Genomic DNA, 21,575 nt, shown 5'->3' with positions numbered 1-21,575 from the left:
GTGACGGTGAGGTCCTGGCTGCGCGCCTGGTGCGTACGGAAGCAGCGGCCGAAACGGTGGTGGCGTGGCCGGGTGAGGGCACGGTCCTGATCACCGGTGGTACCGGTGGCCTGGGGAAGCTCGTGGCTCGGCACTTGGTGGCCGAGCACGGCGTGCGTGACCTGCTGTTGGTGAGCCGCCGGGGTGCGGAGGCCGAGGGCGTCGAGGAGCTGTTGGCGGACTTGGGCGTGGGGGCAAAGGTCGAGGCCTGTGACGTGGCCGACGATGTTGCCGTCGCGGACCTGTTCGCCCGGCACGACATCCGTGCGGTCGTCCACACCGCCGGTGTGCTCGATGATGGCGTGATCGGCTCGCTCACCCCCTCGCGGCTCTCGGCCGTCCTCCGCCCGAAGGCGGACGCGGCGTGGAACCTGCACCGGGCCGCCGAGAATGTCGAAGCGTTCGTCCTCTTCTCCTCCGTCGCCGGCACGCTCGGCAGCGCAGGTCAGGCCGCCTACGCGGCGGGCAACGCCTACCTGGACGCCCTGGCGGTCCACCGCCGCGCCCTCGGCCTGCCCGCCGTCTCGCTCGCCTGGGGTCCGTGGTCGGACGTGGCCGGCATGACCGGCACGCTCACCGGCGCCGAGGCCGAGCGCATCGCCCGGCTCGGCCTGCCGGCCATCGCCCCGGAACAGGGCGTCGCGCTCTTCGACGCGGCTCTCGCCGCCGGACACCCGGCCGTGCTGCCGGTCCGCCTCGACGTGGCGGCGATGGCCGCGCACGGCGAGGTTCCCACCCTGCTGCGCGGCCTGGTGCGGGGCCGCGTCCGGCGCGCCGCCGTCGCCGGTTCGGCCGTGTCGGCGGGCCTGGCGCAGCGGTTGTCGGGTCTGGGCGAGGCCGAGCGCCGGGCGGCCGTCCTCGACCTGGTGCGCGATCAGATCGCGCTCGTGCTCGGCCACGACGCCGGCGCGGCGGTCGACCCGTCGAAGGCGTTCCAGGACCTCGGCTTCGACTCGCTGACGGCGGTCGAGCTGCGCAACCGGCTCAAGTCGGTGACCGGTCTCCAGCTGCCGGCCACCGTCGTGTTCGACTACCCGACGGCGAGCGCGCTGGCCGCCTTCCTGCTGGAGGGTCTGTTCGGCACCGAGAGCGTCGTCCACGTCCCCGAGGCTCTGCCGTCGCCGTCGGACGATCCGATCGTCATCGTCGGCATGGCCTGCCGTTACCCGGGCGGCGTCGAGTCGCCCGAGGACCTGTGGCGCCTGGTGGCCGACGGCGTCGACGCGGTGTCCGGCTTCCCGGTGAACCGCGGCTGGGACGTCGAGACCCTCTACAACCCGGACCCGGAGCACACCGGGACCTCCTACACGCGCTCCGGTGGATTCCTGCACACGGCAGGGGAGTTCGACCACGAGTTCTTCGGGATGAGCCCGCGCGAGGCGCTGGCGACGGACGCGCAGCAGCGACTGCTGCTGGAGACCTCGTGGGAGGCGTTTGAGCGGGCGGGCATCGACCCGGTGTCGCTGCGCGGCAGTCGGACGGGCGTCTTCGCGGGCGTCATGTACGCGGACTACGCGAGCCTGCTGGGCGGCGGTGAGTTCGAGGGCTATCAGGGCAGCGGGAGCGCGGGGAGCGTGGCCTCGGGCCGCGTCTCGTACACGCTGGGCCTGGAGGGCCCGGCGGTGACGGTGGACACGGCGTGCTCGTCGTCGCTGGTGGCGATGCACCTGGCGGCGCAGGCGCTGCGCGGCGGCGAGTGCTCGCTGGCGCTCGCGGGCGGCGTGACGGTGATGTCGACGCCGAACACCTTCGTGGAGTTCTCGCGGCAGGGCGGCCTGTCGGCGGACGGCCGGTGCCGCTCGTTCGCTGACGCGGCGGACGGCGTGGGCTGGGGCGAGGGCGTCGGCATGGTGGTGCTGGAGCGGCTGTCGGACGCCCGCCGCAACGGGCACCGCGTGCTGGCCGTCCTGCGCGGCAGCGCGGTGAACCAGGACGGCGCGTCGAACGGTCTGACGGCGCCGAACGGGCCGTCGCAGCAGCGGGTGATCCGGCAGGCGCTGGCGAGCGCCGGGCTGTCGACCGCCGACGTCGACGCCGTCGAGGCGCACGGCACGGGTACGACACTCGGTGACCCGATCGAGGCGCAGGCGCTGCTGGCGACGTACGGGCAGGACCGCGAACTGCCGCTGCTGCTCGGCTCGATCAAGTCGAACATCGGCCACTCCCAGGCCGCGGCCGGTGTCGCCGGCGTGATCAAGATGGTGCTCGCGATGCAGAACGGCGTGCTGCCGCGCACGCTGCACGTGGACGCGCCTTCCTCGCACGTGGACTGGACGGCCGGCGCCGTCGAGCTGCTCACCGAGCGCACCGAGTGGCCTGCCACCGGTCACGCGCGCCGGGCGGGCGTGTCGTCCTTCGGGATCAGCGGCACCAACGCCCACGTGATCCTGGAGCAGGCCGAGCCCGAGGCCGGGCTGGACGTCACGGTGACGGCGGGAGTGACGCCCTGGGTGGTGTCCGCCAAGTCCGAGGCGGCACTGGACGCGCAGCTCGCGCGGCTCGCGGAGCTTGATGAACGTCCCTCCGAAGACGTGGCGTTGACCTTGGCGGGGCGGTCGCTCTTCCCGCACCGAGCAGTGATCGTCGACGGCTCCGAAGTAGCCCGAGGGGTCGCGGTCGACGGCAAGAGCGCGTTCCTGTTCTCCGGTCAGGGCTCGCAACGGCTGGGGATGGGGCGGGAGTTGTACGACCGCTTCCCGGTGTTCGCCCAGGCCTTCGATGAGGTGTGCGACGGGCTGGAGCTTCCCGTTCGGGACGTCGTGTGGGGCTCGGACGAGGAACTGCTGAACCAGACCGCGTACGCCCAGGCCGGGCTGTTCGCCGTCGAGGTGGCGCTCTACCGGCTCGTCGAATCCCTCGGCCTGCGGCCGGAGTTCGTGGCCGGGCACTCGATCGGCGAGGTCGCTGCGGCGCATGTGGCCGGGGTGTTCGGCCTGGCCGACGCCTGCGCCCTGGTGACCGCGCGTGGCCGTCTGATGCAGGCGCTGCCGTCCGGTGGCGCGATGCTCGCCGTACAGGCGACGGAGGACGAAGTCCTGCCGTTGCTGGGCGACGTGGTGTCGATCGCCGCCGTCAACGGCCCGCGTTCGATCGTCGTCTCGGGAGCGGAGGACGCCGTCGCGGCGATCGAGGCTCACTTCGCCGACCGCAAGACGAACCGGCTGCGCGTGTCCCACGCCTTCCACTCCCCGTTGATGGACCCGATGCTGGAGGACTTCCGTACGGTCCTCAACGGGCTGACGTACAGCGCTCCTTCGCTCCCGGTGATCTCCAACCTGACCGGCGCCCTGGGCGAGGACATCACCACCCCCGACTACTGGGTGCGCCACGTCCGCGAGGCCGTCCGTTTCGCCGACGGCATCCGGACCCTCCACGAGGCCGGCGTCACCCGCTACCTCGAACTCGGCCCCGACGCCGTCCTCACCGCCCTCACCGCGAGCGCCCTGCCCGACGGCGAGGCCGAAACCATCCCGGCGCTCCGCCGTAACCGGGCCGAGGAGCGCACTCTCGTCGACGCCCTCGCCCGCCTCCACGTCCACGGCGCGACGGTGGACTGGGCCGCTCTGTTCGCCGCCACCGGCGCCCGGCCCGTCGACCTGCCGACCTATGCCTTCCAGCGCCGCCGCTTCTGGCCCGCGCCCCTCGCCGCCCGTGGCGGCGACGTCCGCTCCGCGGGCCTCGGCGTCACCACGCACCCCATGCTCGCCGCCGCCGTCGAACTGGCCGACGAGGACGGGCTGGTGCTGACCGGACGGCTGTCGACGGCCGCGTTCCCGTGGCTGGCCGACCACGTCGTCCAGGGCACGGTCCTGGTCCCCGGCGCCGGCCTGCTCGAACTCGCGCTGCGCGCGGCCGCCGAGGTGGGCTGCGAGCAGGTCGAGGAACTGACGCTGGCCGCGCCGCTGGTGCTGCCCGAGCACGGTGCGCTCCAGCTCCAGCTCCGCGTGGGAACGCCGGACGCCACCGGCGGCCGGGAGCTCACGATCCACTCCCGGCCGGACGGGGATCCGGACGCCGGGTGGGTCCAGCACGCGGCCGGTTCGCTGGCCGTCGGCGGAGCCGTCGAGGCGGAGGCGTTCGGCGTCTGGCCGCCGGCCGGCGCCGAGTCGCTGCCGGTGGAGGGCGCGTACGAGCGGATGGCGGAGGCCGGGTTCGGCTACGGCCACGCCTTCCAGGGCCTGCGGTCGGCCTGGCGGCGCGGGAACGAGCTGTTCGCGGACGTCGAACTCCCCGAGGACGTCGAGGCCGACGGCTTCGGCGTGCACCCGGCGCTGCTCGACGCGGCCATGCATGTCGCCATCGTGGACGCCGGGAGCGACGACACCGTGGTCCCGTTCGCGTGGACGGGCGCCGCGCTGCGCGCCGTCGGCGCGTCGGCGGTGCGGGCGCGCCTGGTGCGGCTCGACGGTGGCGGGCTGCGGCTCGACCTCGCCGACCCGGCGGGCGGCCCGGTGCTGACGGTGGCTTCCGTGAAGGGCCGTGCGGTCTCGGCGGAGCAGCTGGGCTCGGCCGACCCGCTGTACGCGGTCGAGTGGGCGGAGCTGCCGGCCGCCCCGGACGCGGGCGCGGAGTGGACGGCCTGGGACGCCCTGCCCGCCGAGGGCGCGGCCCCGGAGACCGTCGTCCTGGACTGCTCGGCCGTGCCTGCTCCGGACGGCGATGTTCCGGCGGCCGTGCGCGAGGTGACGCAGCACGTGCTGCGCGCGGTGCAGGCGTGGCTGGTGGAGGAGCGGTTCGCGGTGTCGCGTCTGGTGGTGGTGACGCGGGGTGCGGTGGCCGTGCGTGAAGGTGAGCCGGTGGATCTGGCGCAGGCTCCGGTGTGGGGTCTGGTCCGGGCGGCGCAGGCGGAGAACCCTGGCCGCTTCGTCCTGCTGGACACGGACGGGCAGGTGATCGTCACCGCTGAGCCGGAGTCGGCCGTGCGCGGCGGAGCCGTCTGCGTCCCGCGTCTGAGCCGGCTGCCGCAGCCGGAGGGCCCGCTGCCGATCAGCTCGGATGACACGGTGCTGATCACCGGTGGTACGGGTGGTCTGGGGGCCGTCGTGGCCTGGTACCTGGTCGCCGAGTGCGGCGTGCGCAGTCTGGTGCTGACGAGCCGTCGTGGTCTGGAGGCGCCGGGCGCGGTGGAGCTGGTGGCGGAGCTGTCCGCCCTCGGTGCTGTCGCGGACGTGCGTGCTTGTGACATGGCGGACCGCGCGGCCGTGGCCGCGCTGATCGACGCGATCCCGGAGCTCAGCGCCGTGGTCCACGCCGCCGGTGTCGGTGACAACGGTCTGGTCGGCGCGCTCACCCCGGACCGGATGGATGCCGTCCTGGCCCCGAAGGCCGACGGCGCCTGGTACCTGCACGAGCTGACCAGTCACCTCGACCTGACCGCGTTCGTGCTCTTCTCCTCCGCGGGCGGCCTGGTGCTGACCGCGGGCCAGGGCAACTACGCGGCCGCGAACGTCTTCCTCGACGCCCTCGCCGCCCACCGCCACGCCGCCGGCCTGCCCGCCACCTCCATGGCCTACGGCCTCTGGGACGTCGGCGCCGGCCTCGGCCGCGACCTCGCCGACGTCGACCGGGCACGGATGGCCACCCAGGGCGTCCCCGTCCTCGACCACGCGACCGGCCTCGCCCTCTTCGCCACCGCCCTGCGCAGCGAGCGCGCCGCCGTCGTCCCGATCCGGGTCGACGCCGCCGCCCTGCGCGCCCGCACCGACGAGGTCCCCGCACTCCTGCGCGCCCTCGCCGCGCCGCGCCGGCGGGCCGAGCTGCCCGCGAGCGGCCGCGCGACCGGGACCGGCCTGGCCGGGCGCCTCGCCGCACTGGGCGCGAGCGAGGGCCGGCGCCTGGCGCTGGAGCTCGTCCGGACCGAGGTCGCCGCCGTGCTCGGCCACGCCTCCGCCGAGGCGATCGCGCCGGAGCGCGCGTTCCAGGAGCTCGGCTTCGACTCCCTCGCCGCGACCGACCTGCGCAACCGCCTCAACAAGCGCACCGGCCTGCGCCTGCCCGCCACCCTCGCCTTCGACTTCCCCAACGCGCGGGCCGTCGCGGAGCACCTCCTCGACCTGGCCGGCACGGGCCCGGAGGCGACCCCGACGACCGGCACCGCGGCCCGCCCGCTCACCTCCGACGAGCCGATCGCGATCGTCGGCATGGCCTGCCGCTACCCCGGCGGCGCGACCACGCCCGAGGAGCTGTGGCGGCTGCTGGCGGACGGCGTCGACACCGTCACCGGACTGCCGACCGACCGCGGCTGGGACATCGAGCACCTCTACGACCCCGAGCCCGGCAAGGAGGGCCACAGCTACACCCGCCACGGCAGCTTCCTGCACGACGCCGGCGACTTCGACCCCGGCTTCTTCGGGATCTCGCCGCGCGAGGCCCTCTACATGGACCCGCAGCAGCGGCTCCTCCTGGAGACCTCGTGGGAGGCGCTGGAGCGGGCGGGCATCGACCCGCTGTCCCTGCGCGGCAGCCGGACCGGCGTCTTCGCGGGCGTCATGTACCACGACTACGCCCTCAACACGAACCCCTCCGGCACCAGCGGCGGCAGCGTCGTCTCGGGCCGGGTGTCCTACACGCTGGGCCTGGAGGGCCCGGCGGTGACCGTCGACACGGCCTGCTCCTCCTCGCTCGTCGCCCTGCACCTGGCGGTCCAGGCGCTGCGCACCGGCGAGTGCTCGCTGGCCCTCGCGGGCGGCGCGACGGTGATGTCGACGCCGGGCATGTTCATCGAGTTCTCGCGGCAGCGGGGCCTCTCGGCGGACGGCCGGTGCAAGGCGTTCGCCGGCGCGGCGGACGGCGTCGGCTGGTCCGAGGGCGTCGGGGTGCTGCTCGTCGAGCGGCTGTCCGACGCGGAGCGCAACGGCCACCGGGTGCTCGCGGTGATCCGCGGTACGGCCGTCAACCAGGACGGCGCGAGCAACGGCTTCTCGGCGCCGAACGGTCCGTCCCAGCAGCGGGTGATCCGCCAGGCGCTGGCGAGCGCCGGTCTGTCGGCGGCGGACGTCGACGCCGTCGAGGCGCACGGCACCGGCACCACGCTGGGCGATCCGATCGAGGCGCAGGCGGTCCTCGCCACCTACGGGCAGGACCGTGGACTCCCGCTGCTGCTCGGCTCGGTCAAGTCGAACATCGGGCACGCGCAGGCGGCGGCCGGTGTGGCCGGCGTGATCAAGATGGTGCTGGCGATGCAGCACGGCGTGCTGCCGAAGTCGCTGCACATCGACCGGCCCTCGCCGCACGTCGAGTGGTCGCAGGGCGCGGTCGAGCTGCTGGCCGAGGCCCGGGACTGGCCGGCCACCGGCCGTCCGCGCCGGGCGGGCGTGTCCGCCTTCGGGATCAGCGGGACCAACGCGCACGTGATCGTCGAGCAGGGCCCCGAGCCGGTGGTCGAACCGTCCACCGGTGGGCGGGAGTCGGGCACGCTGCCGTGGCTGCTCGCCGCGGCGACGCCGGAGGCCCTGCGGGCGCAGGCCGAGCGGCTCGCGACCTTCGTCGGCGCGCGGCCGGAGCTCGCCGCACTGGACGTCGCCCACTCGCTCGTCGCGACCCGGCCCGCGCTGGAGCACCGCGCGGTGCTGCTCGGCGCGGACCGGGAGGAACTGCTGGCCGGGCTGGAGGCGCTGAGCCGGGGCGAAACCGCCCCGGGCGCGGCCACCTCGTCCGCCCGGGCGGGTGGGGCGACGGCGTTCCTGTTCTCCGGTCAGGGCGCGCAACGGCTGGGCATGGGACGGGAGTTGTACCACCGCTTCCCGGTGTTCGCCGAGGCCTTCGACGAGGTCTGCGCGGAGCTGGATCCGGCCTTGCGCGACGTGGTGTGGGGGTCGGACGCGGAGCTGCTGAACCGGACGGAGTACGCCCAGGCCGGGCTGTTCGCCGTCGAGGTGGCGCTCTACCGTCTCGTCGAATCGCTGGGCGTCCGCGCCGAGTTCGTGGCGGGGCACTCGATCGGCGAGGTCGCTGCGGCGCATGTGGCCGGGGTGTTCGGCCTGGCCGACGCCTGCGCCCTGGTGACCGCGCGTGGCCGTCTGATGCAGGCGCTGCCGTCCGGCGGCGCGATGCTCGCCGTACAGGCGACGGAGGACGAAGTCCTGCCGTTGCTGGGCGACGTGGTGTCGATCGCCGCCGTCAACGGCCCGCGTTCGATCGTCGTCTCGGGAGCGGAGGACGCCGTCGCGGAGATCGAGGAGCACTTCGCCGACCGCCGGACCACGCGCCTGCGCGTGTCCCACGCCTTCCACTCCCCGTTGATGGACCCGATGCTGGAGGACTTCCGCGAAGTCCTCAACGGGCTGACGTACAGTGCTCCTTCGCTCCCGGTGGTGTCCAATCTGACCGGCTCCCTGGGCGAGGACGTCACGACCCCCGACTACTGGGTGCGTCACGTCCGTGAGGCCGTCCGTTTCGCCGACGGGGTCCGAACGCTGGAAGCCGCGGGTGTCCGCCGCTACCTCGAACTCGGCCCCGACGCCGTCCTGTCCGGACTGGTGCAGGGCGTCCTGGACGACCCGACCGCCGTGGGCACGTGCGTCGTGCCCGCCCTGCGCGCGGACCGGGACGAGGAGGCGAGCCTGGTCGGCGCGCTCGGCCGGCTGCACACGGCCGGGGCGGAGGTGGACTGGTCCGTCCTCTTCGCCGGCACCGGCGCCCGCACGGTGGAACTGCCCACCTACGCGTTCCAGCACCGCCGGTTCTGGCTCGACGCGACGACCCCGCTCGGCGACCTGGGCGCGGTCGGCGTGGGCGCCTTCGCGCACCCGCTGCTGGGCGCGGCCGTCGACCTGTCCCACACGGACGGGTTCCTCCTCACCGGCCGGGTGTCGCTGGACTCGCACGCGTGGCTGGCCGACCACCGGGTCCTGGACACCGTCCTGGTCCCGGGTGCGGCGCTGGTCGAGCTCGCACTGCGGGCCGCGGCCGAGGTCGGGTACGAGGTGGTGGAGGAACTGACGCTCGCCGCACCGCTGGTGCTGCCCGAGCGCGGCGCCGTCCAGTTGCACGTGCGGGTCGGTGGCCCGGACGCCTCGGAACGGCGCGCGGTCACCATCCACTCCCGCCTGGACGGGGATCCGGACGCCGGGTGGGTCCAGCACGCGGCCGGTTCGCTGGCCGTCGGCGGAGCCGTCGAGGCGGAGGCGTTCGACGTCTGGCCGCCGGCCGGCGCCGAGTCGCTGCCGGTGGAGGGCGCGTACGAGCGGATGGCGGAGGCCGGGTTCGGCTACGGCCCGGTGTTCCAGGGGCTGCGGGCGGCCTGGCGGCGCGGCGACGAGCTGTTCGCCGAGGTCGCGCTGCCGGAGGGGGTGGCGGCCGACGGCTTCCGCGTCCACCCGGCGCTGCTCGACGCCGCCATGCACGCCGCGATCCTGGCCGGTGGCGGCGAGCGCGAGACCATGATCCCGTTCGCGTGGACCGGCGTAACCCTGTCCGCCGTCGGCGCCTCGGCGGTGCGGGTGCGGATCGTCCGGCTCGGCGACGGCGACGGCGGCGGCGGCGGGCTGCGGCTCGACCTCGCCGACCCGGCGGGCGGCCCGGTGCTGGCCGTGGCCTCGATGGTGGGCCGGGCGGTGTCGGCGGAGCAGTTGGGCTCGGTCGACCCGCTCTACGGGATCGAGTGGGCGGAGTTGTCCGGTCCGGCCGGCTCCGAGAGCTCTTGGGCGCTGTGGGAGGACGTCTCGCAGTCCTCGGAGCCGGTGCCCGGCGTGGTCGTCCTCGACTGCGGCGGCTTCATGGGCCCCGAGGACGTCCCGAGCGGTGTCCGTGTGAACGTCCACGCCGTGCTGGAGGTCCTCCAGGCGTGGCTGGTGGAGGAGCGGTTCGCGGTGTCGCGTCTGGTGGTGGTGACGCGGGGTGCGGTGGCCGTGCGTGAAGGTGAGCCGGTGGATCTGGCGCAGGCTCCGGTGTGGGGTCTGGTCCGGGCGGCGCAGGCGGAGAACCCTGGCCGCTTCGTCCTGCTGGACACGGACGGGCAGGTGATCGTCACCGCTGAGCCGGAGTCGGCCGTGCGTGGCGGGGCTGTCTGCGTCCCGCGTCTGAGCCGGCTGCCGCAGCCGGAGGGCCCGCTGCCGATCAGCTCGGATGACACGGTGCTGATCACCGGTGGTACGGGTGGTCTGGGGGCCGTCGTGGCCTGGTACCTGGTCGCCGAGTGCGGCGTCCGCAGTCTGGTGCTGACGAGCCGTCGTGGCCTGGAGGCGCCGGGCGCGGTGGAGCTGGTGGCGAAGCTGTCCGCCCTCGGCGCTACCACCGACGTGCGTGCCTGTGACATGGCGGACCGCGCGGCCGTGGCCGCGCTGATCGACGCGATCCCGGAGCTCAGCGCCGTGGTCCACGCCGCCGGTGTCGGTGACAACGGTCTGGTCGGCGCGCTCACCCCGGACCGGATGGATGCCGTCCTGGCCCCGAAGGCCGACGGCGCCTGGTACCTGCACGAGCTGACCAGTCACCTCGACCTGACCGCGTTCGTGCTCTTCTCCTCCGCCGGCGGCCTGGTGCTGACCGCGGGCCAGGGCAACTACGCGGCCGCGAACGTCTTCCTCGACGCCCTCGCCGCCCACCGCCACGCCGCCGGCCTGCCCGCCACCTCCATGGCCTACGGCATGTGGGACGTCGGCGCCGGCCTCGGCGAGCAGCTCCTGGAGCTCAACCGCAACCGCATGGCCGCCCAGGGCGTCCCGCCGCTCACCCGGGAAGCCGGTCTGGCGCTGTTCGCCGCCGGTCTGCGCAGCGAGCGCGCCGCCGTCGTCCCGGTCCGGGTCGACGCCGCCGCCCTGCGCGCCCGCACCGACGAGGTCCCCGCACTCCTGCGCGCCCTCGTCCCGGCCGCCCGCCGCACGGCGGCGCACGCCCTGGCACCGGCCGCCCCGGCGGACGGCCTCGCGGCCCGGCTCGCCGGGCTGACGGAGGCGGAGCAGCGGCGGACCGTCCTCGACCTCGTCCGGGCCCGGGTGGCCGGGCTGCTCGGCCACGAGTCGGGCGACGCGATCGAGCCGGACCGTGCCTTCCAGGAGCTCGGCTTCGACTCCCTCGCCGCGACCGACCTGCGCAACCAGCTCAACACCCTCACCGGCCTGCGCCTGCCCGCCACGCTCGCCTTCGACCACCCGAACGCCGAGGCCGTCACGGAGCTCATCGTCACCGAGCTGGGCGTGCGGACCGCCGCCGCGAGCGGCGAGGCGTCCCGCGCCGAGGCCGACCTGCGGGCCGCGCTGCAGTCGATCCCGACCCGCCGTCTGCGCGACGCGGGCCTGGTCGACGCCCTGCTCGACCTCACCGACGACCGGATCCGTGCCGCAGGCGAAGAGACCGACGCTGCGACGGACAACCCCGGGGCGGCGGCCGAGGTCCGCCACGACCCGATCGCGATCGTCGGCATGGCCTGCCGCTACCCGGGCGGGGTGACCACGCCCGAGGAGCTCTGGCAGCTGGTGACGTCCGGCGCGGACGCCATCGCGCCGTTCCCCGCCGACCGCGGCTGGGACCTCTCGACGCTGCGCACCGAGGACAGCGGGGGCGCCGGGGACTCGTCCCACACCCACGCGGGCGGATTCCTCGACGGCGCCGCCGAGTTCGACCCCGGCTTCTTCGGGATCTCCCCGCGCGAGGCCCTCGCCATGGACCCGCAGCAGCGGCTCACGCTGGAGCTCTCCTGGGAGGCCCTGGAGCGGGCCGGCATCGACCCGAGCGGCCTGCGCGGCACCCGCACCGGTGTCTTCACCGGCGTGATGTACCACGACTACCCGGGCAGCGACGGCAACGGCAGCGTCGTGGCCGGCCGCGTCTCGTACAAGCTCGGCCTGGAGGGCCCGGCCGTCGCCGTCGACACCGCCTGCTCCTCCTCCCTGGTCGCCCTGCACCTGGCCGCCCAGGCGCTGCGCCAGGGCGACTGCTCGCTCGCGATCACCGGCGGCGTGACGGTCATGGCCACGCCGGGCGTGTTCGCCGAGTTCGGCCGCCAGGGCGCGCTCGCCCCCGACGGGCGGTGCAAGTCGTTCGCGTCCGCCGCCGACGGCACGGGCTTCGCCGAGGGCGCGGGCTTCCTGGTCGTCGAGCGGCTGTCGGACGCACTGCGCAACGGGCACCCGGTGCTGGCGCTCGTGCGCGGCAGCGCCGTCAACCAGGACGGCGCGTCGAACGGCCTGACGGCGCCGAACGGGCCGTCGCAGCAGCGGGTGATCCGCCAGGCGCTCGCCAACGCCCGCCTCGGCGCCGACCAGGTCGACGTGGTCGAGGCGCACGGCACGGGCACGACGCTGGGCGACCCGATCGAGGCCCAGGCGCTCCTCGCGACGTACGGGCAGGACCGGGAACAGCCGCTGCTGCTGGGTTCGATCAAGTCGAACATCGGGCACACCCAGGCCGCGGCTGGTGTCGCCGGCGTGATCAAGATGGTGCTCGCGATGCACAACGGCGAGCTGCCGTCGACGCTGCACGTCGACGAGCCGAGCGCGAACGTGGACTGGTCGGAGGGGGCCGTCCGGCTCCTGACCGAGCCCCGGCCGTGGGCCCCGGGCGACCGTCCGCGCCGCGCGGGCGTCTCCTCCTTCGGGATCAGCGGCACCAACGCCCACGTGATCATCGAGGAGGCCCCGGCAGCGGCGCCGTCCACGGAGGTGCCGGAGGTCGAACCGGGGGTCGTGCCGTGGCTGCTGTCCGCCGCGACCCCGGAGGCGCTGCGCGCGCAGGCGGAGCGGCTCATCGCGGCCGTGGACGACGCCCGCCCGGCGGACGTCGCGTACTCGCTGGCGACGACCCGCGCCGCGCTCGAACACCGCGCGGCCGTGGTCGGCGACGGGACCGGGCAACTCCTGGCCGGCCTGAGGGCGGTGGCGGACGGCGAAGCGCCGACCGGCGTCGCCACGAGCGGCCGGACGGCGTTCCTGTTCTCGGGGCAGGGGTCGCAGCGGCTGGGGATGGGGCGGGAGTTGTACGACCGCTTCCCGGTGTTCGCCCGGGCCTTCGACGAGGTGTGCGAGGCGCTGGAGATTCCCGTTCGGGATGCGGTGTGGGGTTCGGACGAGGAGCTGCTGAACCGGACCGAGTACGCGCAGGCGGGGCTGTTCGCGGTCGAGGTGGCGCTGTACCGTCTCGTCGAATCGCTGGGCGTCCGCGCCGAGTTCGTGGCGGGGCACTCGATCGGTGAGGTGGCTGCGGCGCACGTGGCGGGGGTGTTCTCGCTGGCCGACGCGTGTGCGCTGGTGAGTGCCCGTGGCCGTCTGATGCAGGCGCTGCCGTCCGGCGGCGCGATGCTCGCCGTACAGGCGACTGAGGAGGAAGTCCTGCCGCTGCTGGGCGAGTTCGTGTCGATCGCTGCGGTCAACGGCCCGACCTCCGTCGTCGTTTCCGGCGCGGAGGAGGCTGTCGCGGAGATCGAGGCGCACTTCGCCGATCGCAAGACGACGCGGCTGCGGGTTTCGCACGCGTTCCACTCGCCGCTGATGGACCCGATGCTGGCGGACTTCCGCGCTGTTCTCGACGGGCTGACGTACAACGTGCCTTCGATCCCGGTGGTCTCCAACCTGACCGGCGGACTGGCCGAAGGCCTCCAGGAGCCCGACTACTGGGTGCGCCACGTCCGCGAGGCCGTCCGCTTCGCCGACGGCATCCGGACCCTCCACGAGGCCGGCGTCCGCCGCTACCTCGAACTCGGCCCCGACACCGTCCTCACCGCCCTCACCGCGGGTGCGCTGCCCGACGGCGAGGCCGAAGCCGTCCCGGCGCTGCGCCGCGGTCGCGACGAGGAGCGGACCGTCGTCGAGGCGCTGGCGCGCCTGCACGTGCTCGGCGTCCCGGTGGACTGGTCCGCCTTCCACGCCGGGACGGGCGCCCGCCGGGTCGCCCTGCCGACGTACGCGTTCCAGCACCGCCGCTTCTGGACGGACGCCCCGGCGTTCTTCCCGACGGCCGAGTCCGCCGGGCTCCGCGATGCCGACCACCCGCTGCTCACCGGCTCGCTCGAACTGGCCGGGACCGCCGGGCTGGTGTTCACCGGCCGGTTGTCGGCCCGGTCGCACGGGTGGCTCGCGGACCACGTCGTCATGGGTTCGGTGCTGGTGCCGGGCACGGCGCTGGTCGAACTGGCCGTGCGGGCCGGGGACGAGGCCGGCTGCGACCTGGTCGAGGAACTGACCATGGCCGCGCCGCTGGTGCTGCCCGAGGACGGCTCAGTCCGGATCCAGGTGCGCCTGGCCGAGCCGGACGACTCCGGGCGCCGCGCGGTCGGCATCCACTCCACGGCGGACACCGGTCCGGAGCCGGTCTGGACGCTGCACGCGAGCGGTGCGCTGGGCTCGGGCGCGGTGCCGGTGGCGTTCGACGCGTCGGTGTGGCCGCCGGCCGGTGCCGAGGCGGTCGACGCGGCCGGACTGTACGAGGGCCTCGCGGAGGCCGGGTTCGAGTACGGCGCCGCGTTCCGGGGCCTCCGGGCCGCCTGGCGGCGCGGGGACGAGCTCTTCGCGGAGGTCGCCCTGCCCGAGGGCACCGACGGCAGCGGCTTCGGCCTGCACCCTGCTCTTTTCGACGCCTGCCTCCACGGCTTCGCCCTGGCGGGGTCCGGCGAGGGCGGCGGCGTGCCGTTCGTGTGGGAGGACGTGGCGCTGCACGCGACCGGTGCTTCGGCGGTGCGGGTGCGGCTGACGCGGTCGGCCTCCGGTGCCCTGGCGCTCGCCGTGGCCGACGCCGACGGCAGGCCGGTGGCCTCGGTCGGCGCGCTGACGGTGCGCCCGATCGCCGCCGAGCAGCTCGCGGCCGGGACGCGGGTTGGCCGGGACTCGCTGTTCCGGGTGGACTGGGTGCCGGTGAAGGCGGGCGCTGCTTCGGCGTTCGTGGCGGTCGGGTCGTTGGCGGAGGTGCCGGAGGATGTGCCGCCGGTGGTCGTTTTCGAGGCGGCTGCTGGTGAGGTGCACGCGCGGACGGCGCGGGTGCTGGAGCTGGTGCAGGGCTGGCTGGCGGAGGAGCGTTTCGCGGGTTCGCGTCTGGTGTTCGTGACGCGTGGTGTGGTGGCGGGCGAGGACCTGTCCGGTGCGGCGGTGTGGGGTTTGGTGCGGTCGGCGGTGTCGGAGGAGCCGGGCCGGTTCGGTCTGGTGGATCTGGCGGGGGACGAGGTGCTTCTGCCGGAGGCTCTGGGCCTGGATGAGCCGCAGCTGCTCGTCCGCGACGGTGAAGTCCTGGCTGCGCGCCTGGTGCGTACGGAAGCAGCGGCCGAGACGGCGGTGGCGTGGCCGAGTGAGGGCACGGTCCTGATCACCGGTGGTACCGGAGGTCTCGGGAAGCTCGTGGCCCGGCATTTGGCGGCCGACCACGGCGTGCGTGACCTGCTGTTGGTGAGCCGCCGGGGTGCGGAGGCCGAGGGCGTCGAGGAGTTGCTGGCGGAGCTGGGCGCGGGGTCGAGGGTCGAGGCCTGTGACGTGGCCGACGAGGCCGCTGTCGTGGACCTGTTCGCCCGGCACGACATCCGTGCCGTCGTCCACACGGCGGGCGTCCTTGACGACGGCGTGATCGGCTCGCTGACCCCCGAGCGGCTCTCGGCCGTCCTCCGCCCGAAGGCGGACGCGGCGTGGAACCTGCACCGGGCCGCCGGGAACGTCGAAGCGTTCGTCCTGTTCTCGTCGATGGCCGGTACGTTCGGCAATGCGGGCCAGGCCGCCTACGCGGCGGGCAACGCCTACCTGGACGCCCTGGCGGTCCACCGCCGCGCCCTCGGCCTGCCGGCCGTCTCGCTCGCCTGGGGCCCGTGGTCCGACGTGGCGGGCATGACCGGCACGCTCACCGACGCCGAGCGGGAGCGGATGACCCGCGCCGGCGTGCCGCCGCTCGACCCGGAGCACGGGCTGGCGCTGTTCGACGCGGTCGCCACCGGCGCCGAGCCGGCCGTCCTGCCCGTCCGGCTCGACCTGCCCGCCCTGCGGGACCGGGGTGACGTCCCCACCCTCCTGCGCGGCCTGGTCCGGGCCCCGGCGCGCCGGGCGGCCACGGCCCCCGCCGCGGTCGACCTGACCCGGCGGCTGTCGGGGCTGGGCGGCGACGCGCGGCGCGAGGCCGTCCTGGAGCTGGTGCGCGACCAGATCGCGCTCGTGCTCGGCCACGAGGGCCGGTCGACGGTGGATCCGTCGCGGGCCTTCCAGGACCTCGGCTTCGACTCGCTGACGGCGGTCGAACTGCGCAACCGGCTGCGGACCGTGACCGGTCTCCAGCTGCCGGCCACCGTCGTGTTCGACTACCCGACCGCCCACGCGATCGCCGGCTTCCTGCTGGAGGGCCTGTTCGGCGCCTCGGAGGCGGCGGAACCGCTTCCGGCGGCCGTGCCCGTCCCGTCCGATGATCCGATCGTGCTCGTCGGGATGGCCTGCCGCTATCCGGGCGGCGTGGCGTCGCCGGAGGACCTGTGGCGGCTGGTGGCCGACGGCGTGGACGCGGTGTCGGAGTTCCCGGCCGACCGCGGCTGGGACGTCGAGACGCTGTACGACCCGGACCCGGACCACAGCGGCACGTCCTACACCCGGACGGGCGGGTTCCTGCGGGAGGCGGCGGCGTTCGACGCGGCGTTCTTCGGGATGAGCCCGCGCGAGGCGCTGGCGACGGACGCGCAGCAGCGTCTGCTGCTGGAGACCTCCTGGGAGGCCTTCGAGCGGGCGGGCATCGACCCGGTGTCCCTGCGCGGCAGCCGGACGGGCGTCTTCGCGGGCGTCATGTACGCCGACTACGCGAACCTGCTCGGCGGCGGTGAGTTCGAGGGCCACCAGGGCAGCGGCAGCGCGGGCAGCGTGGCCTCGGGCCGCGTCTCGTACACCCTCGGCCTGGAGGGCCCGGCGGTGACGGTCGACACGGCCTGCTCGTCGTCCCTCGTCGCGATGCACCTGGCCGCGCAAGCCCTGCGCAGCGGCGAGTGCACGCTGGCCCTGGCCGGTGGTGTGACGGTGATGTCCACCCCGGCGACGTTCGTCGAGTTCTCCCGGCAGCGCGGCCTCGCCGCCGACGGCCGCAGCAAGGCCTTCGCCGAGGCGGCGGACGGTGTGGGCTGGGGCGAGGGCATCGGCATGGTGGTGCTGGAGCGCCTGTCGGACGCCCGCCGCAACGGCCACCGCGTCCTCGCAGTGCTGCGGGGAAGTGCCGTCAACCAGGACGGTGCGTCCAACGGTCTGACGGCGCCGAACGGTCCGTCGCAGCAACGCGTGATCCGGCAGGCGCTGGCGAGCGCCGGGCTGACGTCCGGCGACGTGGACGCCGTCGAGGCGCACGGCACGGGGACCACACTCGGTGACCCGATCGAGGCGCAGGCGCTGCTGGCGACCTACGGTCAGGACCGCGAAGTCCCGCTGCTGCTCGGCTCGATCAAGTCGAACATCGGCCACTCCCAGGCCGCGGCCGGTGTCGCCGGCGTGATCAAGATGGTGCTCGCAATGCAGAACGGCGTGCTGCCGCGCACGCTGCACGTGGACGCGCCTTCCTCGCACGTGGACTGGACGGCCGGCGCCGTCGAGCTGCTCACCGAGCGCATCGACTGGCCGGCCACCGGCCACCCGCGCCGGGCGGGCGTGTCGTCCTTCGGGATCAGCGGCACCAACGCCCACGTCATCCTGGAACTGCCCGAGTCGGCGGAGCCGGACAAGGGGGCCGCACCCGGTCTCGTGCCGTGGGTGGTGTCCGCCAAGTCGGAGGCGGCGCTGGACGCACAGCTCGCGCGGCTCACGGATGCCGAGGAACTGCCTTCGGCGGATGTGGCGTTCACGCTGGCCGGGCGGTCGGCGCTGCCGCACCGCACGGTGCTCGTCGACGGCGTGGAGGTGGCCCGGGGGGTCGCGGGCGACGGCAAGAGCGCGTTCCTGTTCTCCGGTCAGGGCTCGCAACGGCTGGGCATGGGGCGGGAGTTGTACGACCGCTTCCCGGTGTTCGCCCAGGCCTTCGACGAGGTGTGCGAGGCGCTGGAGCTTCCCGTTCGGGACGTCGTGTGGGGCTCGGACGAGGAACTGCTGAACCAGACCGCGTACGCCCAGGCCGGGCTGTTCGCCGTCGAGGTGGCGCTCTACCGGCTCGTCGAATCCCTCGGCCTGCGGGCCGAGTTCTTGGCCGGGCACTCGATCGGTGAGGTCGCTGCGGCGCACGTGGCCGGGGTGTTCAGCCTGGCCGACGCCTGCGCCCTGGTGACCGCGCGTGGCCGGCTCATGCAGGCGCTGCCGTCCGGTGGCGCGATGCTCGCCGTACAGGCGACGGAGGACGAAGTCCTGCCACTGATCGGCGAGTTCGTGTCGATCGCCGCCGTCAACGGCCCGCGCTCGATCGTCGTCTCGGGAGCGGAGGACGCCGTCGCGGCGATCGAGGAGCACTTCGCCGACCGCCGGACCACGCGCCTGCGCGTGTCCCACGCCTTCCACTCGCCGTTGATGGACCCGATGCTGGAGGACTTCCGTACGGTCCTCAACGGGCTGACGTACAGCGCTCTTTCGCTCCCGGTGATCTCCAACCTGACCGGTGCCCTGGGCGAGGACATCACGACCCCCGACTACTGGGTGCGCCACGTCCGCGAGGCCGTCCGTTTCGCCGACGGCATCCGGACCCTCCACGAGGCCGGCGTCCGCCGCTACCTCGAACTCGGCCCCGGCGCCGTCCTCACCGCCCTCACGGCGGGCGCGCTGCCCGAGGACGCCGACACCGTGGCCACCCCCGCGCTCCGCAAGGACCGCCCCGAGGAGGCGAACCTCGTCCAGGCCCTCGCGAGCCTGCACGTCCACGGCGCGAAGGTCGAGTGGCGCACGCTGCTCGCCGGAGCCGGCCGCCACCTCGCCGAACTCCCGACCTACCCGTTCGAGCACCGCGACTACTGGCCGAGCGGCCTGCCCGCCGGCCGCGGAGCCGAGTCCGCCGGGCTCAGGAACGCCGAACACCCGCTGCTCACCGGCTCGCTGGAGCTGGCGGACAGCGACGGCCTCCTGTTCACCGGCCGCCTGTCGGCGCGGTCCCACCCGTGGGCGGCGGACCACGTCGTCATGGGCTCGGTCCTGGTGCCGGGCACGGCCCTGGTCGAGCTGGCCGTGCGCGCCGGTGACGAGGTCGGCTGCGACGCCGTCGAGGAACTGACGCTCGCCGCGCCGCTGGTCCTCCCGGGGACGGGAGCCGTTCAGCTCCAGGTCGCCGTCGGGGCGCCCGACGACGCGGGCCGCCGGTCCGTGAGCGTGCACTCGCGGCCCGGCTCGGGCGGCCTGCACCCGTGGACCCTGCACGCCAGCGGCGTGCTCGGGACGGGCGCGGCACCGGCGGAGTTCGACGCCTCGGTGTGGCCGCCGGCCGACGCCGAGCAGGTCGACCTGACCGGCCTCTACGACGGCCTGGCGGAGGCCGGGTTCGGGTACGGTCCCGCGTTCCAGGGTCTCCGGATGGTCTGGCGCCGGGGCGACGAGCTCTTCGCGGACGTCGCTCTGCCCGAGGGCGTCGAGGGCGGCGCCTACGGCCTGCACCCGGCCCTGTTCGACGCCTGCCTGCACACGCTCGCCGTGAGCGCCGGTCGTGAGGCGAGCGTTGCCGGGCAAGGCGGCGCCGGGGTGCCGTTCGCGTGGGAGGACGTCGCGCTGCACGCCTCCGGGGCGTCCGCACTCCGCGTCCGGCTGACGCCGTCGGCGTCCGGCGGGCTGGCGCTCGCCGCGGCCGACCCGGAAGGCCGGCCGGTGGCGTCGGTCGGCTCGCTCACCGTCCGGCCGATCGCCGCCGAACAACTCGGCGCGGCCGCCCGCCCGGCGGGCCACGACGCGCTGTTCCGCCTCGACTGGGTGCCGGTGCAGATGCCCGCCGACGCGGACGTGGCGTTCGCGGCCGTCGAGCCGACCGCGCAGGCGCTGACCGAACTCGCGGCGACGTCCGAGGTGCCGCCGGTCGTCCTGGCCGAACTCCCCTCCGGCGGCGCCGAGTCGGTGCACCTCACGGTGACCGCCGTCCTGGAGCTGGTCCAGACGTGGCTCGCGCAGGACGCGTTCGCCGCCTCGCGGCTGGTGTTCGTCACGCGGGGCGCGGTGTCCGGCACCGACCTCGCCGGTGCGGCGGCCTGGGGCCTCGTCCGCTCGGCGGCCTCGGAGGAGCCCGGCCGGTTCGGCCTGCTCGACCTGGCCACCGCCGAGACGCGGCTCCTGCCCGCCGCCCTCGCCGTCGACGAACCGCAACTCCTGCTGCACGACGGCGAGTTGTCCGCCGCCCGCCTCGCACGGGCGGAGCTCGCGGCCGAGGCCCCGAGCTGGCCCACCGAGGGCGCGGTGCTGATCACCGGTGGCACCGGCGGCCTGGGCCGCCTGGTGGCCCGGCACCTGGTCGCCGAGCACGGCGTGCGCAGCCTGCTCCTCGTCAGCCGCAGCGGCGCCGCCGCCGACGGCGTCGCCGAACTGGTCGCCGAACTGGCCGACCTCGGCGCCGAGACGGCCGTCGAGGCCTGCGACGTCGCCGACGGGCCCGCCGTCACCGGCCTGTTCGCCCGCCACGACGTCCGCGCGGTGGTGCACACCGCCGGCGTCCTGGACGACGGGACGATCGGCTCGCTCACGCCCGAGCGCATCGGCGCCGTCCTGCGCCCGAAGGCGGACGCCGCGTGGAACCTCCACCGGGCCGCCGAGGGCGTCGAGGCCTTCGTCCTGTTCTCCTCGGCGGCGGGAACGCTCGGCAACCCCGGCCAGGGCAACTACGCGGCCGCCAACGCGTTCCTGGACGCCCTCGCCCGCCACCGCCACTCCCTCGGCCTGCCTGCCGTCTCCCTGGCATGGGGCCCCTGGACCGGCACCGGCGGCATGACCGGCACCCTCACCGAGGCCGAGGCCGAACGACTGGCCCGGGCCGGCATGCCGCCGCTCACGCCGGACCTCGGCCTCGCCCTGTTCGACGCGACCACGGCCGGCACGGCACCCGCCGTCCTGCCGCTGCGCCTCGACCCGGCCGGCCTGAGCCGGCGCGGCGAGGTTCCGCCGCTCCTGCGGGGCCTGGTGCGGGTGCCGGTGCGGCGCGGCGCGGCCGCGGGCGCGGACGGCGGGACGGGCGGCGGCGCCGAGTTCGTGCGGCGGCTGTCCGAACTGCCGGGCGCCGAACGGCGCGAGGCGCTGCTGGAGGCGGTCCGTCGCCAGGTGGCCGCGGTCCTCGGCCACACCGACGCCTCCGGGGTGGACCCGCAGCGGGCCTTCCAGGACCTCGGCCTCGACTCCCTGACGGCGGTCGAACTGCGCAACCGCCTGGGCGCGTTGGTGGCCCTGCGGCTGCCGGCCACCCTGGTCTTCGACCACCCGACGGTGGCGGAACTGGCCGACCACCTCTTCGACCGCCTCGGCCTGCGGCCCGAACCCACCGAGGGCCCGGCCGCCCTGCTGGCCGAACTCGACCGCCTGGAGCAGGCGTTCGGCACGACGGAGCTCGACGTCTCCGACGACGAGCTGTTCGCCCAGGTCACCGCCCGCCTGGAGGTCCTGCGCACGAAGTGGCTCGCCTCCCGTACCGCCGCTTCCGAAGCCGACGCCTTCGACTTCGACTCGGCGTCGGACGACGAGATGTTCGACCTCCTGGACAACGAACTGGGCCTCTCCGACTGA

Annotated in this window: 1 protein-coding gene (only partly in view); it reads left to right on the top strand. The window is 74.9% G+C overall.

Going from position 1 to position 21,575, the window contains the following annotated elements; all coding sequences use genetic code 11:
- Positions 1 to 21,575, top strand: partial view of an SDR family NAD(P)-dependent oxidoreductase gene (locus ACFVSN_RS29555; RefSeq protein ID WP_387594057.1) — the 3' portion only. It extends 8,902 nt beyond the left edge of the window; the window shows 21,575 of its 30,477 coding nt (coding positions 8,903-30,477); its start codon lies beyond the left edge, outside the window; its stop codon occupies positions 21,573 to 21,575.

This window comes from Kitasatospora sp. NPDC057904 (assembly GCF_042887925.1).
Taxonomy (GTDB): Bacteria; Actinomycetota; Actinomycetes; order Streptomycetales; family Streptomycetaceae; genus Kitasatospora.
This window is presented reverse-complemented; position numbering and strand designations above follow the sequence as displayed.